Source organism: Bacteroides congonensis, from assembly GCF_900130125.1.
Classification (GTDB): Bacteria; Bacteroidota; Bacteroidia; order Bacteroidales; family Bacteroidaceae; genus Bacteroides; species Bacteroides congonensis.
In genome coordinates this window covers 679,242-700,248 of the sequence record NZ_FQXY01000008.1, presented here as the reverse complement: position 1 = coordinate 700,248, position 21,007 = coordinate 679,242, and the positions used below count along the sequence as shown (strand labels likewise).

Genomic DNA, 21,007 nt, shown 5'->3' with positions numbered 1-21,007 from the left:
AACCTATAAAAGAAAAAAAGATTATGAATGCAGCAAAGGTATTAGACGATCTGAAAAGAAGATTTCCCAATGAACCGGAGTATCATCAAGCAGTAGAAGAAGTTCTTTCTACTATTGAAGAAGAATACAACAAACACCCGGAGTTCGACAAAGTGAACTTAATCGAACGTTTGTGTATTCCTGATAGAGTATATCAGTTCCGCGTGACTTGGATGGATGACAAAGGTAACATTCAGACGAACATGGGTTACCGTGTTCAGCATAACAACGCGATTGGCCCATACAAAGGCGGTATCCGTTTCCATGCATCTGTGAACCTTTCTATCTTGAAGTTCCTTGCCTTTGAACAAACATTCAAAAACTCACTGACTACTCTGCCGATGGGTGGTGGTAAAGGTGGTTCCGACTTCTCTCCCCGTGGAAAGTCAAATATGGAAGTAATGCGTTTCGTTCAATCTTTCATGTTGGAACTGTGGCGCCACATCGGCCCTGAAACTGACGTTCCGGCAGGTGACATCGGTGTTGGCGGTCGTGAAGTAGGTTTCATGTTCGGTATGTACAAGAAACTGGCTCACGAATTCACCGGAACATTCACTGGTAAAGGCCGCGAATTCGGTGGTTCACTGATTCGTCCGGAAGCTACCGGTTATGGTAACATCTATTTCTTGATGGAAATGCTGAAAACTAAAGGAACTGACTTGAAAGGTAAATCCTGTTTGATCTCCGGTTCGGGTAATGTTGCCCAATATACTGCGGAAAAAGTTCTCGAACTCGGTGGTAAAGTTCTGACAATGTCGGATTCTGACGGTTACATCTTCGACCCGGACGGTATTGACCGCGAAAAACTGGATTACATCATGGAACTGAAGAACCTGTACCGTGGCCGTATCCGTGAATACGCAGATAAATATGGTTGCAAATATGTAGAAGGAGCTCGTCCTTGGGGCGAAAAAGCAGATATTGCCCTGCCTTCTGCCACTCAGAACGAATTGAACGGCGACGACGCTAAGAAATTGGTTGCTAACGGAGTGATTGCCGTATCTGAAGGTGCAAACATGCCTTCTACTCCGGAAGCTATCAAAGTATTCCAGGATGCTAAGATTCTTTACGCTCCGGGTAAAGCAGCCAATGCCGGTGGTGTATCAGTATCAGGTCTTGAAATGACTCAAAACTCTATCAAACTGAGCTGGAGCGCTGAAGAAGTAGATGAAAAGCTGAAGAGCATCATGAAGAATATCCACGAAGCTTGTGTTCAGTATGGTACTGAAGCAGACGGATATGTAAACTATGTGAAAGGTGCTAACGTAGCAGGATTCATGAAGGTTGCCAAAGCTATGATGGCACAAGGTATCGTATAATCAGCTTATAAGATATAGTAAGCTATAGTTTAAGACTCCCACCTTCCGGAAGGAAGAGCGGGAGTCTTTTTTTGTATTACATTCCCGACAGTTATGCTCCCTCTTTTAACATTCTACAAAAATTGGCGTCAACGCTTATAGCTATCTTTGTAACTTATATAATCCCTTAACTCATAACAATAGATGAAACTAAAAAATGTATTCGCCGGAATGATAATGTGTCTGGCAATAACTTCCTGCATTCAAGACGAAGGTTTAAACGTTGAAGCTGCCATAGATGGATGCAACGGTAGTAATATCCAATTATCTACTATCAATACTTACAGTAAGACAGTATCGATTTACGTATCAAAAGCCACAGATTTATCAACATTGGAAATCCAGTTCGAACTGCCTGAGGGAGCCGACATAGAACCTGTCGACGCAGCGGCAAACGATCATGCTCCTAAATATGACTTTTCAAATTCAAAAGTTCCCGTTACTTCGGAACAGACATTGGAGCAATACCAGCGTAAGTTCAGAGTGACATCCGAGAGCCGCACTACGGAAGCCGTTTATATGATTACTGTTATCAAGTCGGAACTTCCTACGGAGTATCATTTTGAAAATATAGAAGACGGTAATAACAAGTACCATATATTCTATGAATTCAATCTGCAAAAGGCGGAAATGCTCCAATGGGCAAGTGGTAATCCCGGTTTCAACCTCACCGGTATGGCGAGATCTCCACTGGATTATATAACTATACAGTCACAAGGATATATAGGTAAGGGTGCAAAACTGGAAACTAAAAGTACCGGAAGTTTCGGTGCAGGGGTGAGTATGCCTATTGCTGCAGGAAATCTCTTCATCGGTTCATTTGAAGTCGGCAACGCATTGAAAGACGCAATGAAGGCTACCAAATTCGGTTTCCCTTTCTACAAGCATCCTACACGGCTTTCAGGATATTATAAGTTCAAACCGGGAACTGATTATACTTCCTATACTTTGGGATCGGATGGAAAGAAAAACTTTTTCATAGATGCCAGCATGAATGGTAAAGATAAGGGTGATATATATGCTGTTTTATATGAAGCAGACAATGTTGAGGATTTCCTGGACGGTTACAACTCTTTGAATTCTCCTAAAATAGTATCTCTTGCAAGAATCAAATCAGAGGACGTGAAAGAAACAAACGAATGGACTTCTTTCGATTTACCGTTTGTACTTCAAAATAACAAAACAATCAATGACAACATGCTTGCTGCCGGCAAATATAAACTTGCCATCGTATTCTCTTCCAGTGTGGAAGGAGCAGCTTTCAAGGGTTCAGTAGGAAGTACATTATGGATAGACGAAGTGACAATCCATTGCGAGGAAGACAACGATTAATAATTTAAAAAGTAATTTATATATGAAAAAATATATATTGGCTAGTTTAGCTATGTTTTTTTTCGGCATCGGCCAAATCAATGCACAATCATCTAATGAACACAAAGGGCTTTTATGGTCTTCGCTTCATGGGTTAGATTATCAATTCAAAGCGGGTGTGAACATAGGTGGGACTGCCCCTCTCCCTCTTCCTAAAGAGATCAGAAGCATCGACAGCTACTCTCCCGGGCTTGCCATCACCCTGGAAGCGAATATTACCAAATGGATAGACGTGCAAAAAAAGTGGGGAGTCAGCTTAGGACTCCGTCTCGACAACAAAAATATGACTACCGAAGCTACGGTAAAGAACTATGGCATGGAGATCTTTAATGAAACAGGCGGAAAGGTAGAAGGACTTTGGACAGGTGGGGTCAAGACCAAAGTAAAAATGTCCCTTTTGACTGTACCTGTCCTTGCTAACTACAGAATCAGTGACCGGTGGAAACTCGTTGCAGGCCCTTATTTCTCATATATGATTGAGAAAGACTTTTCAGGCCATGTTTATGAAGGACACCTGCGCTCGCCGGACGCTACCGGCGACCGGGTGAATTTCACCGGGGATAATATTGCAACTTATGATTTCTCCGAAGATCTGCGCAAATTCCAATGGGGATTGCAAGTAGGTGGAGAATGGAAAGCGTATAAGCACTTAAATATACATGCTGACCTGACATGGGGACTAAATGATATCTTCAAAAAAGATTTCACTACGATTTCATTTGCCATGTATCCTATTTACTTAAATATAGGATTTGGTTACTCATTCTAATAAGTAGACCTCTATACAAGGATATATAAAGAACCGGCGAAGAATCTTGTTATATGATTCTTCGCCGGTTTCTTTATATTTATATCAGAAGATTACCTTTTCATAAAAAAGGCCGTCTCATGTTTTATTGAGACGACCTCTTTCTTTATCTTTATACTCTAATGATTAGAATACAACTTCAAGATTGTCAATATAGAGTACGCTACCCGGTGCACCCGAGAAGTTATCTCCATCCTTACTGGACGAACAAACAATAGCCAACTTATATATCTTGGAAGAATCCCAGGATTTACCATTTTTATACTCGAAGTTAACGTTGAACGCAGTATACTCAGAGCGTTCGCCTGCGTCTTTTACCGAAGCGATAGCCACGATCTTGTCAGATGTCAACAGATTAGTTCCATCCAAATGATCTGCAGAATAAGATTTGATCTCATATAATACCGCATTCATTGCAGGAGCATCTGTCTTAGTGTTATCCAGCGTCACTTCATGAGCCTTTTTGGGATCACCAGGAGTATTGGCCTGATAATAATCCGGTCCGGCAGCATATTTGTAAAATCCTTTAAAAGATTTTGGTTCTTTGGTACATACATTGCCGAAATGAGTACTTTGCAAGGTATTCATAATATTCACGCTGAATATTCCATTATATACTGTACCTGACGTTACTTTAGGAATAGCAGTTACCAATACATACCTTCCTTTTGTATCAGCCGTTACAAGACGTGCCGCTTTTCCACTGCCAGTAGCAGTATCGTCAGTTTCAGTCACCAGATAAGGGCCTGCTTGTGGATACAAAGCAGTACTTCCCGTACCATACATCGCTTTGATATATTTCAGTCCTTCATTTGATGTCACCCATCCATTTCCCGGTTCATAATATTCCTGATATTTATTGGTTTCAACGTCAGTGGCATTCTTCAGTTCCCACGGGGCATCAAAATCAACCTTAAATGAAAAGTCATTAATCACATCATAGGTAATAGTATAAGTCAGTGTTGTTCCTTTTTCCGGTTTTACTTTTACCTGCGTCTTTTCTCCGGAGAAATCAATAGGAGTCCCCTTCACATACTCTACATTGTTATAAAGCAGTGTTGCTCCCTCTGAAACCTCAAAAGTAGGTACCAATTCTTTCAATTGTTCTGTCGTCGTACCCGGAGTGACATAGAACACCACATTTTGCTCGGTAATCTCAGGTTGAACAGTTATTATATTACTATCGATAGTCATCTTCAGTAATTTATTACCTGTTCTCTGTACCGGTTCGGATGTATAGGTATAATTCACCGTATAAGTCGCCGATTTCACCATTATCTTCAATGAGAGGATTTGATTAGCCCACGTACCGGATACTGTGTATTCAACTTCTTCTTTATTATTTTCAGCAAGCGTACCTTTAAATTCCTCAATAGAAAAAGTTCCATCTACATTCTTTATTAACCGTGCACCATTTACCACAAGAGGCTGAGTAGCTTTGGAAGCCGTTGGTGTACCCAACTCAGGATTATAAGGAAATGAGATACTAAATTTTGTAATTGAGATCTTATTATATCCCGCAGCAGTCAAATAAATGCCACCTGTTGCAGACGGATAAGCCAGTGAAAAACCCTCTGCTTCATAATCACAGGTAAATCCTGTCGCGGAACGCGGATAGAAACCTACGAGTGTTTCCGAATAATCCGTATCATCTATTTCTTTAGAAATACGAGTACCGTCAAATGAAACCACAATGTCCATATCTTCAGCAGGACCGCCCTCTACGCTCCCACCTTTCTGGATAACGTTGATATTTAAATTAGCTTTTTCATTACTTACTGTTCCTGATACTTTGATAGTCAGATTTCCCAAAACAGCATGGTTCATTGTTGTTGCAGTTTCCTGTAGAACCACCTGTCCTTCATCACCACTCAAAGGTATGCCGCTCACTACAATATCACCTACAGAGAAAGTTAAAAATGAAAAGTCTCTCAATGACAATTCCACTTTATCCGCTCCTTCAGCTTTTACAAAAATTCTCTGAGATATAGCTTCCGGAGTCAAGTTTACACCGTTCATGGAAACCTTCAAGCCCCCGTCGTAAGTGCCGACTGTCGCATCTTGAAGCATAGTAAAGTCAGGGCCCGTGTTTTTCGGATCGTCATCACTACAAGCCGTGAATAGACTTACCGAGCAGATTAATACAAATAAACACAACAAATTCTTTTTCATTGATACTCTGTTTAAGTTAATAATAATAAGTTAATTACAAATAGAAAAGTCCATTTTCAAGAAGAGATAATTACTCTTCCTTGCTAAAAAATGGCATAAAGAAATCTCTTAGACCTTATATATACATAAGGTCTATTTCATGAATTAAATAGTCTATTTTTTAGATTATACTTGCCTTAGGCAAGTTGCCAACATGAGGTAGTAAAGAGAATAAAAACAGTTTAGTAAGAGAAACAGTTCTCACAGTTCCTCATAAATATAGTTTAAATGTTATGAGAAACTGCGTGAAACCATGTTCTGTATTTTATTTTTTCGTTCCAGTATATTGAACTTTGACACTTAATAGGTTCTCCACATCCATTGCACTTACAGCTACATCTATCGGCAAACTCAAATTCTTACCATTTACTGTCGCATTTACAATATCAACTTTACAATCAGCAGGAATGTTTAATTCAGGGCTCAACGGGACTTGTATCCCTTTCAACTCTTTAGTACCACTAAAGGTCGTTTTTCCATCCTTCTGTGTCAAAGTACATTTTTCCACTTTCAAATCACCTAAGTTCACAGGTATGGGATCACTATTACCAAGAACCACATTTAGAGTAAAATCCTTAATAACCACATCCACAGCATTATCGCCATTCTTTTCCAAAGACAGAGATTTAGCCTCGTTGGCAACTACTTCTCCCTCTATGCTAGCAACCAAAGTACCACTGTATGTACCAGCCACTATTCCCGAAGGAGTAGTATCATCGTCGTCATCGTCACCACAAGCTGTAAACAGACTCATCGAGCCAATCAGCATTGCAAACATAAAAAATGAAATTCTTTTCATAACTTTCTCTTTTAGTGAATGGTTTTATCTACAAAAGAGAATACCACTTTTATTCTCTTCGCCTTTTTCTCAAAAGATAGCGCAAAGTAACGACTATTTACGGAGTGGCACAAGGTCTATTTTTTCTGTTTTTGTCCTCTTCTTCAACAATCTCATCCCATAAAGAAACTATGCGAACTATAGACGCATTTTGTGGAAGAAATAGGTAGTCGAATTTTCCATTGTTCAGTTACCTTTGCCTGATTAGAAAAAATACAATGAATAAAGAATTACCTAAAATAGATTTACCGGAAGAATGGGTGATAGGCACAGGGATCAGCAAGGAATTGCTTAGTTTGTACACCAACTTTCCCTGCCGGTTAAAAGCGGAGATTTTTGTATTGTGTATGGAAGGTGAAATAGAAGCTTCGGTCAACCTGAACCGTATCACAATACATGCCAATGAATTTGCCACCATCATGCCGGGCAGTATTCTTCAAATACACAATGTACGTGGAGAGCCCAAATTGTATTTTGGTGGTTTCTCATCAAAATATCTGGAACAAACCAGCTTAAACCCATCTCCTGTTGATACCTTATTTGTAACAATAGGCAGACCGGTCATTTCATTAAAAACAGAAGGAGCCAAACTACTAGAAGAGTATTTTCTGTTTCTAATAAAACTTTATACCTTTTTCGACCAGCCGACCCGCAAAGGAATCACCTTACATCTATATAATAATATTCATGTAGGAATATCTGCCATGTACAAAAACCGGCAGCAAAACACCAAAGAATTTCTATCGAAAAAGGAGCTTATATACAAGAATTTCACTCAACTCGTGGTTCAGAATTATAATCAGACACGGAATGTGGCATGGTATGCTGATAAGCTAAAAATAGCACAGACTCACCTCTGCACCATAGTAAAACAAGTAACGGGAAACACATGTGTAGAAATCATCTCGCGCATGGTGATTATGGATGCCAAGTCACAATTGAAATCCACCAATTTCTCCATTCAGGAAATTTCCGACTCGCTCAACTTTGCCAATATGTCGTTCTTCGGCAAGTATTTTAAACGATATGTGGGGATGAGTCCACTGGCATATCGGAATAACGGATAATTGGAAACATCCGATAATTATTGGAAACAGGCGTATGTGACGTGTATGGAAAGACAAAACATATCACCTTATTTTATATTCTAATAAAAAAAAACTGCATTCTGTTTTTTATTCATTTCAGTACGGTTTTGAATCTTTTCTATTCTGTTTAACTTATTTCAGTACGTTGTGCTTTAATGTGGGTTCCCTGGCTATGTTGTTTAGGGAAACATAAGTTATGAAGTAAGGAAGTGTTAGTTATCTTGCCTTTATCCTTGCGTTAGGCTGCCGGTATTCTTTCATTAGATTACCGGTATTGTTATCTCACCACGGCCGTGGTAACTATTCGTCACGGCCATGGTAGATTCTCTTCACAGCCGTGGTAGGAATTTGTCACGGCCGTGACGAATTAGTGATATCGGTAATCTGACGAAAGGATACCGAAGAGATAACGTTAATATCCCGTTAGTATATCCTATGTTTTATAGGGGGATGGGATGATAATACCCTGAGAGCAAAAGTTACTCTCAGGGTGCTATCATGACCTGCTCTCATAGCTGAAGCTACGATGAATAAAGGATTTGAAGAAATTTATGAGGGTATGAGGGTAAATCGTGAAAACTTTTGTTTGGAGTGCGTGTTTAGTTCTGAAATCGAATTAGTTCATTTCGGCACCGTTTCACTCTTTTCTTCCTAGGCTATCGTCAAATCTATCACTTGCTTGAAAACTCGTACTTCAGTCTTTTATTATAATAAGAATTAATCATCATAATCATACTCTAAAGTAAAATCGTCAACCCACATCACACTCTGGTCACTACCGAAAAAGTAATCACCATATTTACTGGACGAGCATACTACTATCAAGTATTTCGGAACCCGATAAGTGTCCCGATATTCCAATTCAACACTAAACCGTTCAAAGTTATGGATTGTTTTTCCTTGAGTAAATTCGCCATAGGCAATAACATGCGAATCATTGGGATCAAACATCTTTCGCTTACTCGAAGTTTTGGCGGTTATAATATCTATAGGAGCGTCCCAATCACCCAAAGCAACCCAAATGATACAAGTATCATCTTTATCTTTCAAAAGAGGATATAATTCGTCATACTTATCCGACCCCTTATCCATTTGATTGATAGCTCCGGTAGTGTACTTATAATATCCGGTCAGTTTCGTAGGACGTTCGGTAAACGGACGACCAAACTTCAAATGCCCATCTGTCATAGAACCTTCTGCAAAACCATACCAATAACCGGCAAACAAGTTTCCTGCCGCAAATTTAACCAAAGCATAAATCGATTCCATTTTAACAGAAGTTCCCGCTTTACCATCCCAAGTATTTGTTTCATCCGGTGTCGTTATACTTCGAAGAATAGAAGCTCCTTTATTTCCACTTCCCCAAAATTCCTCACTGCCTTCCGACCAAAAATTGTAGACCTTACCCTTCAAATGCCAATCATCAAATTTAGCATTCGGCAATTGCATAGCTGTTCCCGTAGTAAAAGTCAATTCATCACCATAATCCCCGCCCGAATATGCACGACAGACATAGGTCGTTTGTGCTTTTAAATGCGGTACGCGTGCAGAGAAAGCGGCCCCATCTGTCGTTATGTATGAATCATCTACTTTGGTCCACTCTTCTGCTGTAGATTCGCGAATCTCAAATCCATTGTCGGCTCCCTCAATGCCCTCTGCATAAAGCCATGCCACATTCACCCATCCATCTGCCCGTTTGGTTTCCACATCTTTATCTTTACGATACACACGGAGTTCCCAATCTTCTTCAAAGAAGTCCTGATACTTCACTTTTACCTGCGCAGAAGCATAATTGGAATAAACAGTCCATTGTAATGCCGGTAGTCCCGTTTTACCATTATAGGTTGCTCCTGCCGGTCCAAGTTTTAGCTCCAACAACTCCAAATCTTTCCATTTTGTATTTTTACGAACACTGGCTAAAGCTATTTTAGTGTCAGCATTTATATCAGATAAACCTACTTGATTCACCATTTTAAACGAACGTGCTATATCCCGTTGAGCCATCACTTTCCAATGATACTCCTGATAAAGAGACAAAACCACCTCATAAGGTTTAGTCAAATCTATTACATCCTGTACGGCAAGTGTACTTTTCGCACCTTCTGTCACGGACAATTTAGTCACACGGACTTTTCGTAAATCAATATTCTCTTCCAACCTCAAGGTCACAGTCTGATCTCTATCAGAAATTACTGCATTCTCCTTTTGACCATCCACTTGCAGGCCCGTTATAGATAAAGCTATCTGCGGATAGCCGATATCATTCTTGATACATCCTTGCAATAAGCCGGCCATAGCAGCTACAAGCAACAAATTATATATGATTCGCATTTTCATTACATACAAAAGGTTAAGCCGATATTAATATTAAAGAGATTTATTTTAAAATTGGCACCACTATCTCTCCGTTTACCCTCTTCTCCCAAATTATTCTTCTGCTTCTCTATACGATATTTAAAGCCGACAACTCCAAAAGACAATTCCGCGCAAACATTCTGTGTGATGAACACTGCCAATCCGGGGTTAATGCCCAAATGTATCTCATTGATCGTCGTATCCGTACGTTTAAATTCTTCTCCCTCACCACGAGAAAAGCTAGAGGTTCCTCTCTTATAAGTCAATGTCGTTTCATTGAATAAGCCGAAAAGTTTACCATGGTCAAGTCCGACATAAGAGCGATGGAATACACCGACGGAACGTAAATCTTCCGTATAGCGGATATTATCCAAAGAAAAATCAAGATCATCGTCAATATTCAGTGATATATTGCCTAAATCAGCTATCGTATGGCTATATCCCAATTTCATACCGACAATCATATTATCCGCCAGTGCATATCCGACAAATGGATTTACTGAAAACGTTTTAAAGTTACAATCAAAATCTTTTAATATAGAAAACAACAATTTGCTATCATCGCTATCAAAATTGACATAAGAAAAAGTCAATCCGCCAATCCATTTCTTTTTGGGAATAAAACGATAACTGATAATACCACGGTCATAACGTCCAATCGGCTTGATACGAATCAGCCCTGTATTATTGGCGGCAATATCCTTCTTTGCCTGCATTGATTCCAACTCAGCCTTGTCTACATACACAGTATCATGTATCACAATTGTATCTCGCTGTTGTGCTTGTAACTCTTGTACGCTTACCAACAAAATAACAATACATATATAGATTAATCTACTCATCTCCCCGTCTTTTTATAAATAGAATGCAATACCTAAACCGATAGAGAACAGGTTTATTTTGAAATTTGCAGAACTGGATGAACGTTCTCCAATATACACCTGGTCGGTTGTCTGTTTTACTTTACTAAAATCAAGTCCAAGCACCCCTATACTAACTTCCACTGCTGTGTAATTATTAATAAAGGCGACAATTCCCGGAGCTACTCCTAGACCGAAATCCGCAGTTGTGGAATAGGTTCCGGTCAATGTTCCTCCATTCTTGGTTACCATTTTCGACTGGCTTCCTCCCACTTCCAAACGTGTCTCAGCAAAAAGAGCAAACCGCTTACTGGTACCCATATTTATGTAGTTCCGCAAAATACCAATTACACTGTAAGAATGTTTTAACTGATATAAATCATTAACGTCAAAATGGGTATCATCATCCAGATTCAATGTTACCCCATCAAGTTTGGTCAATGAACGCCCATAGGAAAAACGTCCTCCGGCAGCTAAGTTATCTTTCAGCGCATAACAGAACATCGGACTGATCTTAAACATGTATCCATCCGAATTAAAACCATCAACAATCAAGAATTGATAATTCTGCTCATTATGTTCGGAATAAGATACTGAACTTCCTACAATCCATTGCCCCTTAGGAACAAAAGTACGAGCCTCTATGTTACGCTTGAACTCCTGCGTTTGCGCAATAGTTATTCCTGCTCCGGCAATTATCAGCAGCAAGAAAAATATAATCTTCTTCACTAAATTCATATTGTTTACTTATTCCTTTATTTCGTCTTCGTCGTACACCAGTTTCAAATCATCAAGCCACATGGTACTCTTTGTACTTCCCGCAAAATAATCACCAAATTTACTTGCCGAAGCTACCACTATAATGGAAGCTGGAATTTCTGTCGCTGCAAATTCCCTATAGTCCAGTCGAATGACAAAATGATGCATTCCCTCTCCATCAGTAGAATTATCCCATGTCTTCTCACCATATGCATAAATATGAGGATCATTCTTGTCAAACAACTGTTGACTAGCACTTGCCGTTTTGATAATAACAGGCCATGTACCCTTATCTTCATAAGTTTCTCCTTCTTTCCAATCACCCAAAGCTATAAACATATAACCTTTATCCTGTTCTCCTTCAGCAATATAACCATCCTTAGGATTATCTACTATGCCCGAGTTGTATCGGATATAGCCAGTTAAAGCTATTGGCCGCGAAGTAAAAGGACGCCCCCATCCCAGTACTCCATCCATACCTGTTGTAGCCAAATAACGCCCTGTAAACAAGTTGCCGGCTGCAAACTTTATAACAATACTCTTTGACTGCAATTGAGCTGAACATGTTCCTTCTACTTTTAATGAAGTATCTTTCGTTGTCAGGTCTGTAGCAAATAAAGAGACTGACGATGAACCATGATTACCTGAATCCCAGAAGATTTTATCTTCCGATGTAGAAGCAGCTACATACATAGGTTTAGCTCCTGTCCATTCTTCAAACCCACTATTGGGCAACTGAATAGCTTTCTCTGTAACAAAACGACATGTTACATTAGAAGCAACCTCTCCTTCCATTAACTGGTATTCGTATTCCGAACATAGTTTCTCTTTATCAATTTCCAATCCAGTCACTTCAGCAGTTATAGTTGAACCATCCAGAACTGCAGGAACAGTGTTCCAATCCTGAGTTCCTACTACCCGATAACGGAAAGACAATTCTGCCTGCGGAGTACGTCCCGGAAGCACGGAACCGAACAATGTAGCTTTCGTTGCCCATATCAAATACCTTTTGTCATTCGGTATATCCTCTGTCTGCACTGATATATCTGAGGCTACAATTTGCCACTCTACTATCCGATTGTAACCATTTTGGTCAGTTACAGAGAAACGAATACTGCGTGTTCCATCATTTGCCGTATATTTCTGAATGAGCGAAGCTGAAAATTCAATATTCATTGCATGTCCTAAAGAAGACTCTTTTTTATCAATTGTTATTCCGCCATCAGCCAAATCTGATTCTTGCTCAGAAGTTAGATTCTTCAAATCAAAACTTTGTTGGGATAAACCCAAATATTCAGGGAACTGCTCTGAAGAAATTTCAACTTGCGTCAACACTGTAGAGCCGGTTATCATCACAGTAACGGCATCTCCTGCCCCTTTTTCCATATAAGTAGGCTGAGTCAGCACTAACGGCTGTCCACTCATTTCCGCCTTAATAGCCGGACGACGGTGTATCACTTCTTCTACCTTTATCTCGTCAAGAGGAGTAACATCTACTTTCAATTCCAATATACCTCCTCCGGTATCCGGCAATTCTATATCCAAGTCTTTAAATTCATATGTCAAATTATAAAGGGTAGCTGAGTTGACATCAGGAATCGTGTCTATATGCTCACACTGTTCACCTGTTATTTTATTAATGGCGGTGAATGTACAGAACAATGTATCACATTCTGCAGGAAGAGAGAAATATCCTAATTTTCCATCATTGTTTGCCGGAAAATCTAATGCACCATCTTCTGCTTTTACAGCCACTTTCACAGAACAATCTTCAAAATAAGTATTTATCGATTCTCCAAATGCTACTGATGTAACTGTATTGCCAATATTACAGACAACATCTACTTTCACTTCACTTCCTTTGGTTATAATAAAAGGGGTAATCCCTTCATAGAATTTCTTATCAAACGAAGCAGCTACAGAATCACCGGATGTTACTCTGACACGATAATCTTCACTGGACGCTAACACAATATCAGCCGGAATGTTATCAATCCCCTGATATTTACGAACCAACTTATTACCATCATAAATACGTACCTTGCAATCCTTCTTCAGATTATCTTCCTCTTCCGTAGTCAAAGAACGGGTCGCCACAACCTTCAAGTCATTCTTCATCCCCACAGTCAGCCGAAGTGTTCCTTCCCCGACTTCAGCAGCATACTCATCCCGCTGACAAGCTGTCAGAACAAAGAGAAGTAACCATATATATAAATTATACTTTCTCATTTTCATCCTCTTTTATTCCGGAACATTGAATGTTAATGTAGCCGATTCACTTTGCCCTTTCTTATCAATCAGAGTTATATGGAATTTATGAGGTTGTTTTCCCGGGAAGAGTTTCAGCATTGGTGTAAACTGAGTAATTACAAAATCCAATGTTTTCTTTCCAATCACCTCGTCCTTTACAGGGAATTTTAAAACATTCTTCAATGTTTCCTCAAATTCTCCCGGCTCGGCTAAATCAAAAGCACCTGCTTCACCAAACATTGCTGCAATGGCTTCTGCAAAAGTTGGACTACCTGCTTCTATTTTTATATTTACATGTGCAATAGTTTCGGGAGCCTCAAGCTTCACTATAACTTCCAACGGATTATCCTCGGTTACATCGTCACCTAAAATATAATCGAATTGTTTGCAAATAATTGCAGGTTTGCCTGCTTCCGGTTCCTCACCACCATTCGGGAAATCATCAATCCCCGGCTCTTCGGGACGAACGTTGCCATTTATATCTTCCACTTCACAACTACTATCTACTTTTATAGAAGCATCGGCACTTCCACCTGTATTCGGGTCACCGTCGGCATCATCCAAAGAATAAGCGACTGTTACGAGATAACCGATTGCAACATTTGAAACAGAACGTGTATTTTCAGTCTGTTCATCATCATCTTCAAGTGTACTCAAGAATTTAAAATCCACCATATTGCCAGTTTCTTCTGCAGGGAAATAAGCAGAACGAGTCTCGTCGTTTTTCTTAAAAGTCAGAGAATTATCTTTGTCCTTGTTCACAATGACTGTCACTTCCGTATCTTCTCCCAATATAGCCTTTAAATCATCCGTGTAGCTAATATTCACCATAATACAATGGAGTTTACATTCTATTGTCGCAATATTAGTCACTTGGTCTTTTAAAATTTCAAATGTCTTGGAACCCTCACAATAAGGTTCGTCAAACACCGGCTTATTACTATTCGGAGCATGGGCTATAACTTTATACTTACCAACTTCCAATTGGAATATTTCAGGGATTTCACTGTATATCCATTCTGATACTAACGTTCCTTCTTCTGCCCTATAAATACCAACGATATATTTATTAATATCTACTGATGTAGCAGCACGACTCAGTGGAACGGCCTTTACATCTACATCCAAATTCAGTGATGCAAGATTTAATTGTCCGTAGCCATTAGAGTCATTTCCAAAATCCATTTTTTCACGGTCGCAAGCGGAAAAGATAAAAAGGCTTACGATTAATGTTACTAATATATAAGTTATTTGTTTCATAATCATTGTATAACATTATTATTTTTCATATTCTAAACTAACGTCATCTATTGTCAAAATACTACCTATATGACGTGAATCACCATATCCTCCAAAAAGCCCCTTGTTACCTTTAACAGCTTTCACAGCAGGGGTATCTACTGTCGTAGATAAAAATTGAATCACTATAGAACTAGCTTTCTTTGTTGGTTCATCATACTTTATGGATATGCTTCCTTTTGTAAAACTGTCAACTGTACTATTAATCATTAATTCCCCACTACCTATTCTACTGCCATCAGATGCAAATACAATAACAGAAGGAACAGTATATTCATCATTATACGAATAATATTTATAAAAAAAGCACACGGATGTTGGACGTGAACAAAAATTCTTTCCTAGAATTTCTTTATGAGCATCTTCATCATATTCTCCTAGATATAATCCTCCAGCAGTTATTTGTTGCGGACTCGATCCTCCTCCTGGTCCCCAATTATTAAATCCCCATCCTATCGTAGCTATTTCCATTGCCGTATTTCCTCCATGTGACTCTATCACAAAATTCTTTTTATCATATTTATTCAAATGCCAAGTAGCAGTATGCAATTCTTCAGCATTCGTTGGTACAGTCCCTGGATAAGTAGCATAATACCAAGAATAATAGGTTCCGCTTAATTTCTGCGTTGTAGTCAAGTTTTGAGTATTCCACCATTGCTCAGCACTATTATAAGGGAAATAAGCATATATATCTTGCCCACCTAAAGAACTTCCTTCAGACCATCTCTTCTCCGCAAACCATTCTTCAAATCCTGAATTAGGAATTTGTATTTCTTCTTCTGTTTCAATATCCAACGGCTTAGAAGCCCCAATCACATCTCCTTCTCTATCCTTTTTTACAAACCGATATGTATATCCGATACCAGGAGTAAGTTTAGAAAGGGAAATTGTCGAACCTGACAAATTACACTCCTCTTTATTCCATACGCCTTCATTTCCATTCTTATCTTTTTTAGAACATTGAAAATCCCAGTCGTCAACACTGCCTGCTAACTGCAAAGTAGCCTGCTTTGTCCATACATCCCCCGGATACCGCAAACTCAAAGTCACCTCAGGTTCTCCCATCTCTGAAGCCAAAATATCTGTACGACGTAAATAACGAGCTTCAACCTGAATATCCGAATATTGAGATTCATCAAACTTAAATAGCAATTCATGAGAAATTCCCTCAGACTTAACATCGCTTGGCATCACTTGTTGCTCAGTTCCATCTTTCTTCAACCAATAAGTAACTTTAGTCGGATCACCATCAAGAGTCAATTTGGCTTTCATCTTCGTTGTTCCATATAGTACAGGCTCACCAGCACTCACTGCAAACTTATTATCACTACTGTGAACTCTAAATGTCAATGGCTCCTGATTTTCTTTTGCCAATTTATCAGTGGCTCTTAACTCAAAAACATGTTCGGCTTCTTCACTGTTATATTCCAGAAAAGGTATAACGTTTGTAAAGTCAATCTTCGCTATTTTATCTTTTTTTTCTCCTAATCCTACAATCTGCAAACCCAGTTTCTGCATAACACTCAATGTTTCCGCAGGAATATTAACCAAGTCTACCGTTTCAGGCCACCCTTGTTCTACCAACGAAGTTGAATGAGTAATTAAAGAGCAATTGGCTATTCCACCGGCAGCATGCAAATAAGCGTAGACTTCAGAAGCTTCGGCAGACTTGCCTTCTACAACAGTCATAACCTGATTCTCATTAAAACCGTTCGCCTGAAAATAAGGAGCAGGAGCACTTAATGCTTCATCTGAGATTTCAATGGTTACAGGCTTCTGATTAGGAATATCGTCACTAAATGAAATATTTAAAGATGGAGTGCCGGCATCTACGTCCAATGTGAGAATATAAGCGTGGCGTGCTTCAGCAGTGAAATCTTTTGCTTTTAATGTCACCTCTTGCGAATATCCCTCTTTCTTTCGGGCCTTTACACGGACAACCAAATTCCCCGGCTTGAAATAAGCATACCGCTCTTCGGAAGATGCATATTCTACAGTATTACCCAATGAAGTGGAAACTTCTGAGGTATAAGTAGCAAAATAATCCTTAAAAGCATCAGTATAAACAATTGCTAATTTAGCATTGGCCAAGTAGCAGGTAACTTCCACGTCCGTAGTTTTACCTTTAGTGATAGTAAAAGGCTGGTTTCCTTCATAATAGGGTAATTCAAACCCCTCACTATTCACATCACCGTATGCGGCTTTTGCCAGGTAATTGTTGCCAGAGCGAAGTGTAAGCTCATCATCAGACAGAAAATCTGCCAAAGTAGCCCATTGACCTCGAAGAGTTTCTCCCTTAAATATAGAAAAAGAGAAATCATTTACATCAGGAACTCCCAATTCTGTTCCATCATCCACCCGGGTATTGGTTCCCACTACCACCTCGGGATTTGCATTAACCTGTACATGTAATGTCCCACTTCCTTCACTACCTTCGTCACGTTCTGAAGAACAAGAAAAAAACAGAGGCAAAAGACATATACAAAAAGCTAGTTTCACTAGTTGTCTATTACTCATCTCTCTAGAATCTCTTAAATGTATAAAACCGAGCGCAAAAATACAGTTTTCCTTCTTTATAATAAAGTATCCAAAGAAAGTTTTATTCCTAAATATGAAAATAGGAACACAATTAGCATGTTATATCTAAAAAATAGACCATTTAAAAGAGGTAAAACAGAAAAGTTCTGCCTTTCAGATGAAAAACAGAACTTTTCTTATTTGAGCGAACAATGTTAACAGAACTTTATTTATCAATGCCCGGCATCAGGACTACTCCGAGTTTTTTCTTTCCGTCCATCTTGACAATCATCGGTTTTTCGAAACGAACATGGCGAAGGAATTTGGTTTCCTCCACTGCCGGCTGTGCGTTGAGGAATTCCTGATTATAAATTCCATCATTCATAAAGGCGTTGATTGTGAAATACCCCACTCCAAAAGATGTCAGGTTCTGGAAGAAATGCGTACCCTGACTGGGGTCTACACGGTAGTTGGTCAATCCGGCTTCTACGATTACACGGGCGGCGGAGATATGCGGCCATTTTACCGGGATACCGAGCCATGTGTCACTGCTTCCCCAACGTCCCGGGCCTACGAGAACATAATTCTTACCTTCATTCAGGAATTGTTGGTTTATCTTCTCTATCTCCCAGGCAATGGTCTGGTTATTTGAAGCACTGTAACCGTCGGTCTTGACATAGATGACATCACAGATATCGTTCATAATCCCATGACCTAACGAGTTATACGAACGAAGAAGAACGTCTTCATCCGGTATCTCGTTCAAGTCTTCGTCCAGCATTTCTTTACTATCCACGATAGGGCGGATTTGCAGGAGATAGAAAGTACCGGTTTTATCCTGCTCACGGCTCAACGTAGCTGCAAACTCTATTTCGACAGGACGGCGCATTTCCTGTTCGCTATATTTCAATACCAATTGAAGAATACGCGCCAACGGGAAAACATCATGTTGCAGGATATTGGCGAAAGTTATCACTTTACGGCCACCCGGATAGAGTCCGTCACGGATAATCTGGTCATACGGATCGTATGTGGAAGCTATATATCGCAAAGCACCATCATTTTCCGCTTCTTTCACGTGAAGTTTCAACAGGTTGAAGCCGTCGTCGATAGAGAAATCGTGTCCTGCGTTCTTCAAGTCCAAAGCATAGAAACGGGTTTGGGTTTCTTTCAGGGCAATTTCCATTTCACTGGTTTGTAATACCTGGTTCGGGTGATAAGGAGAGAAACGGAGAGTCATGCCACCGTCTACAATATATTTACCTAATCCTAAAGCCAGGTTCACCGTTCCTTCTTCCGCTTTTTCATCACCTAGCGGATAATAATTCAATGACCGGGCTACACCGGACATGGAAGGATAATAACGGTCACCATACTGATTGCCGACTACTTCTTGCAGGATGACAGCCATTTTTTCCTGGTCGATTACATTGGAAGTAGCCTGCATATAAGCTTTACTGTCCCGGAAATATACCGAAGCATAAACACCTTTGATAGCGTCGGAAAGCATACGCAACATTTCATAGCGGTCGTCCAGATAAGGTATCATATAGGTGTTATAGATTCCGGCAAAAGGCTGATAGTGAGAGTCCTCTAATAAGGAAGAAGAACGGATGGCAATCGGAGACTTCACTACATCGAAGAAAGTGAAGAAATCCTCGACCAGCCTGTCCGGCAATTTTGCTTTCAGGAAATATCTCAGAATCGTATCATCGTCCGCATCAGAAAGAGCTATCTGATACAAATTATTAGTATCCATAAATTCGTCGAATACATCGGTACAAAGCACTACCGTCTTGGGAATAGCCACCCGTGCATTTTCAAACTCGTCAAATTCAGGATAACGTTTCACCATATTGTCAATAAAAGCCAGTCCACGTCCCTTTCCGCCTAACGAACCATCACCAATACGGGCAAAATTGGAATAGCGGTCGAAACGGTCACGCTTAAAGACCGCAACGATACCCTGATTTTTCATCTTGCGATATTTCACGATAGCTTCGAAGATGATGCGGCGGTGTGCGTCCACATCTTGAAGGCTGCTCCAGGTGATTGGCTTCAAGAACTCTGCCACAGGGAACATAGCTCGCGAATAAAACCAGCGGGATACGTGATTACGACTGATATGATATAAAAAAGATTCGGCAGGTACGGCAAATATGATATTCTGCAATTCTTTCAAGTTACGTACGTGAGCTATCTCCTCCCCCGTCTCGGGATTACGGAAAACAAAATCACCGAAACCGAAATTATCAGAAACGATACGGCGTAAATCGACGTCCATCTTCTTCGAGTTCTTATCAATAAAGCTCGCGCCGTATTTCGCTGCGTAAGAAGAGTTTTCCGACTCGGAAGACTGGATAATCAAAGGTACAAACGGGTCATTCTTGCGTATCTCGGCACATAGCTTGATACCTGCCAAACCGTCTTTTTCACCCCGTTCCACTTTCGGGAAACGAACGTCGGTAATTACACCTAATATATTATTCTGATATTTGCGATAAATCTCCATCGCTTCCTGATACGTACGTGCCAATACAATTTTAGGACGTCCACGCATACGGAGCGTACGCTGATGCGCATTCAGGGCTTCCGTAGAGAATTCCTGACTTTGCTTCAAAACGAACTTATACAGGTTCGGAAGAATGGAAGAATAGAAACGGATACCGTCTTCCACCAAAAGAATCAACTGTACCCCTACTTCCTGCACATCATGCTCCAGATTCATCTTATCCTCCATCAATTTAATGATAGATACCAGCAAGTCGGTATTACCCAGCCAACAGAACACATATTCGAATGCACTCAAATCCTCATTGATGATTCGCTTTGTGATACCATGACTAAAAGGAGTCAGGATGACAATAGGAATATGTTCGTATTTCTCCTTGATATGCCGTCCGATATCGAAACTGTCGTTATCCCCCGTGCCCGGCATACAAATCACCAGGTCGAATGACATACTTTCCAACTGCGACAACGCTTCCTCTTCCGTAGACACCTGCGAGAAGCGGGGCGGATAACGCAGAGACAATGAAGTATATTCATTAAAAATCTTCTCGTCAATGCGTCCGTCATCTTCGAGCATGAAAGCATCGTAAGGATTGGCTATTAACAACACGTTAAAAATCCGCCGGGTCATCAAATTGGCGAATTGCGTATCTTTGAAGTAAAGCTGGTTTAACTTATATTTACTGAGCATAAAATAATTCTCCTTTCTTATTCAAGTCGTCACTCTTCATTTGTTCAAGTTG

13 protein-coding genes are annotated in these 21,007 nt (G+C 39.9%); 4 read left to right on the top strand and 9 right to left on the bottom strand.

Features of this window, described 5'->3' with window-relative positions; translation table 11 throughout:
- Positions 1 to 23: 23 nt before the first annotated feature.
- From BQ7997_RS06180 to BQ7997_RS06170, 3 genes are all read left to right on the top strand, one after another.
- The gene (locus BQ7997_RS06180) at positions 24 to 1,358 is read left to right on the top strand and encodes an NADP-specific glutamate dehydrogenase (RefSeq protein ID WP_073344553.1); all 1,335 of its coding nucleotides are present in this window, start codon (positions 24 to 26) and stop codon (positions 1,356 to 1,358) included.
- Between the two features lie 183 nt (positions 1,359 to 1,541).
- Complete coding sequence (locus BQ7997_RS06175) at positions 1,542 to 2,729, top strand: PCMD domain-containing protein (protein ID WP_073344550.1); 1,188 nt, start codon at positions 1,542 to 1,544, stop codon at positions 2,727 to 2,729.
- Between the two features lie 22 nt (positions 2,730 to 2,751).
- Positions 2,752 to 3,537 carry a porin family protein gene (locus BQ7997_RS06170; protein WP_073344547.1) on the top strand — a complete coding sequence of 262 codons (786 nt, stop codon included), beginning with the start codon at positions 2,752 to 2,754 and terminating at the stop codon, positions 3,535 to 3,537.
- 165 nt (positions 3,538 to 3,702) lie between these two features.
- On the opposite strand, the gene BQ7997_RS06165 is transcribed toward BQ7997_RS06170, so the two are convergent.
- Positions 3,703 to 5,748 carry a PCMD domain-containing protein gene (locus BQ7997_RS06165; protein WP_083589177.1) on the bottom strand — a complete coding sequence of 682 codons (2,046 nt, stop codon included), beginning with the start codon at positions 5,746 to 5,748 and terminating at the stop codon, positions 3,703 to 3,705.
- Between the two features lie 304 nt (positions 5,749 to 6,052).
- Positions 6,053 to 6,565, bottom strand: coding sequence for a calycin-like domain-containing protein (locus tag BQ7997_RS06160; RefSeq protein ID WP_073344542.1), 513 nt, complete (start codon positions 6,563 to 6,565; stop codon positions 6,053 to 6,055).
- Positions 6,566 to 6,843: 278 nt separating this feature from the next.
- Here BQ7997_RS06160 and BQ7997_RS06155 point away from each other — a divergent pair, with 278 nt between their 5' ends.
- Complete coding sequence (locus BQ7997_RS06155; protein ID WP_022136740.1) at positions 6,844 to 7,692, top strand: helix-turn-helix domain-containing protein; 849 nt, start codon at positions 6,844 to 6,846, stop codon at positions 7,690 to 7,692.
- A gap of 738 nt (positions 7,693 to 8,430) precedes the next feature.
- Here BQ7997_RS06155 and BQ7997_RS06150 read toward each other — a convergent pair.
- From BQ7997_RS06150 to BQ7997_RS06120, 7 genes are all read right to left on the bottom strand, one after another.
- Entirely contained in the window at positions 8,431 to 10,050 is a 1,620-nt protein-coding gene (locus BQ7997_RS06150; protein WP_022136538.1) for a PCMD domain-containing protein, read from the bottom strand.
- A complete protein-coding gene (locus BQ7997_RS06145; RefSeq protein ID WP_073344540.1) occupies positions 10,050 to 10,910 on the bottom strand; it encodes a hypothetical protein in 861 nt (286 codons plus the stop codon). Before BQ7997_RS06145 ends, BQ7997_RS06150 begins: the two co-directional genes overlap by 1 nt.
- A 12-nt stretch (positions 10,911 to 10,922) precedes the next feature.
- Positions 10,923 to 11,666 (bottom strand): hypothetical protein, encoded by a 744-nt coding sequence (locus BQ7997_RS06140; RefSeq protein ID WP_022136536.1) that lies wholly within the window; start codon positions 11,664 to 11,666, stop codon positions 10,923 to 10,925.
- Between the two features lie 9 nt (positions 11,667 to 11,675).
- A complete protein-coding gene (locus BQ7997_RS06135) occupies positions 11,676 to 13,916 on the bottom strand; it encodes a DUF4493 domain-containing protein (RefSeq protein WP_235817259.1) in 2,241 nt (746 codons plus the stop codon).
- Positions 13,917 to 13,928: 12 nt separating this feature from the next.
- A complete protein-coding gene (locus BQ7997_RS06130; protein ID WP_083589191.1) occupies positions 13,929 to 15,197 on the bottom strand; it encodes a DUF4493 domain-containing protein in 1,269 nt (422 codons plus the stop codon).
- A gap of 18 nt (positions 15,198 to 15,215) precedes the next feature.
- The gene (locus BQ7997_RS06125) at positions 15,216 to 17,753 is read right to left on the bottom strand and encodes a DUF4493 domain-containing protein (RefSeq protein WP_073344534.1); all 2,538 of its coding nucleotides are present in this window, start codon (positions 17,751 to 17,753) and stop codon (positions 15,216 to 15,218) included.
- 226 nt (positions 17,754 to 17,979) lie between these two features.
- A complete protein-coding gene (locus tag BQ7997_RS06120) occupies positions 17,980 to 20,955 on the bottom strand; it encodes a PEP/pyruvate-binding domain-containing protein (RefSeq protein WP_044656373.1) in 2,976 nt (991 codons plus the stop codon).
- Between the last annotated feature and the right edge of the window lie 52 nt (positions 20,956 to 21,007).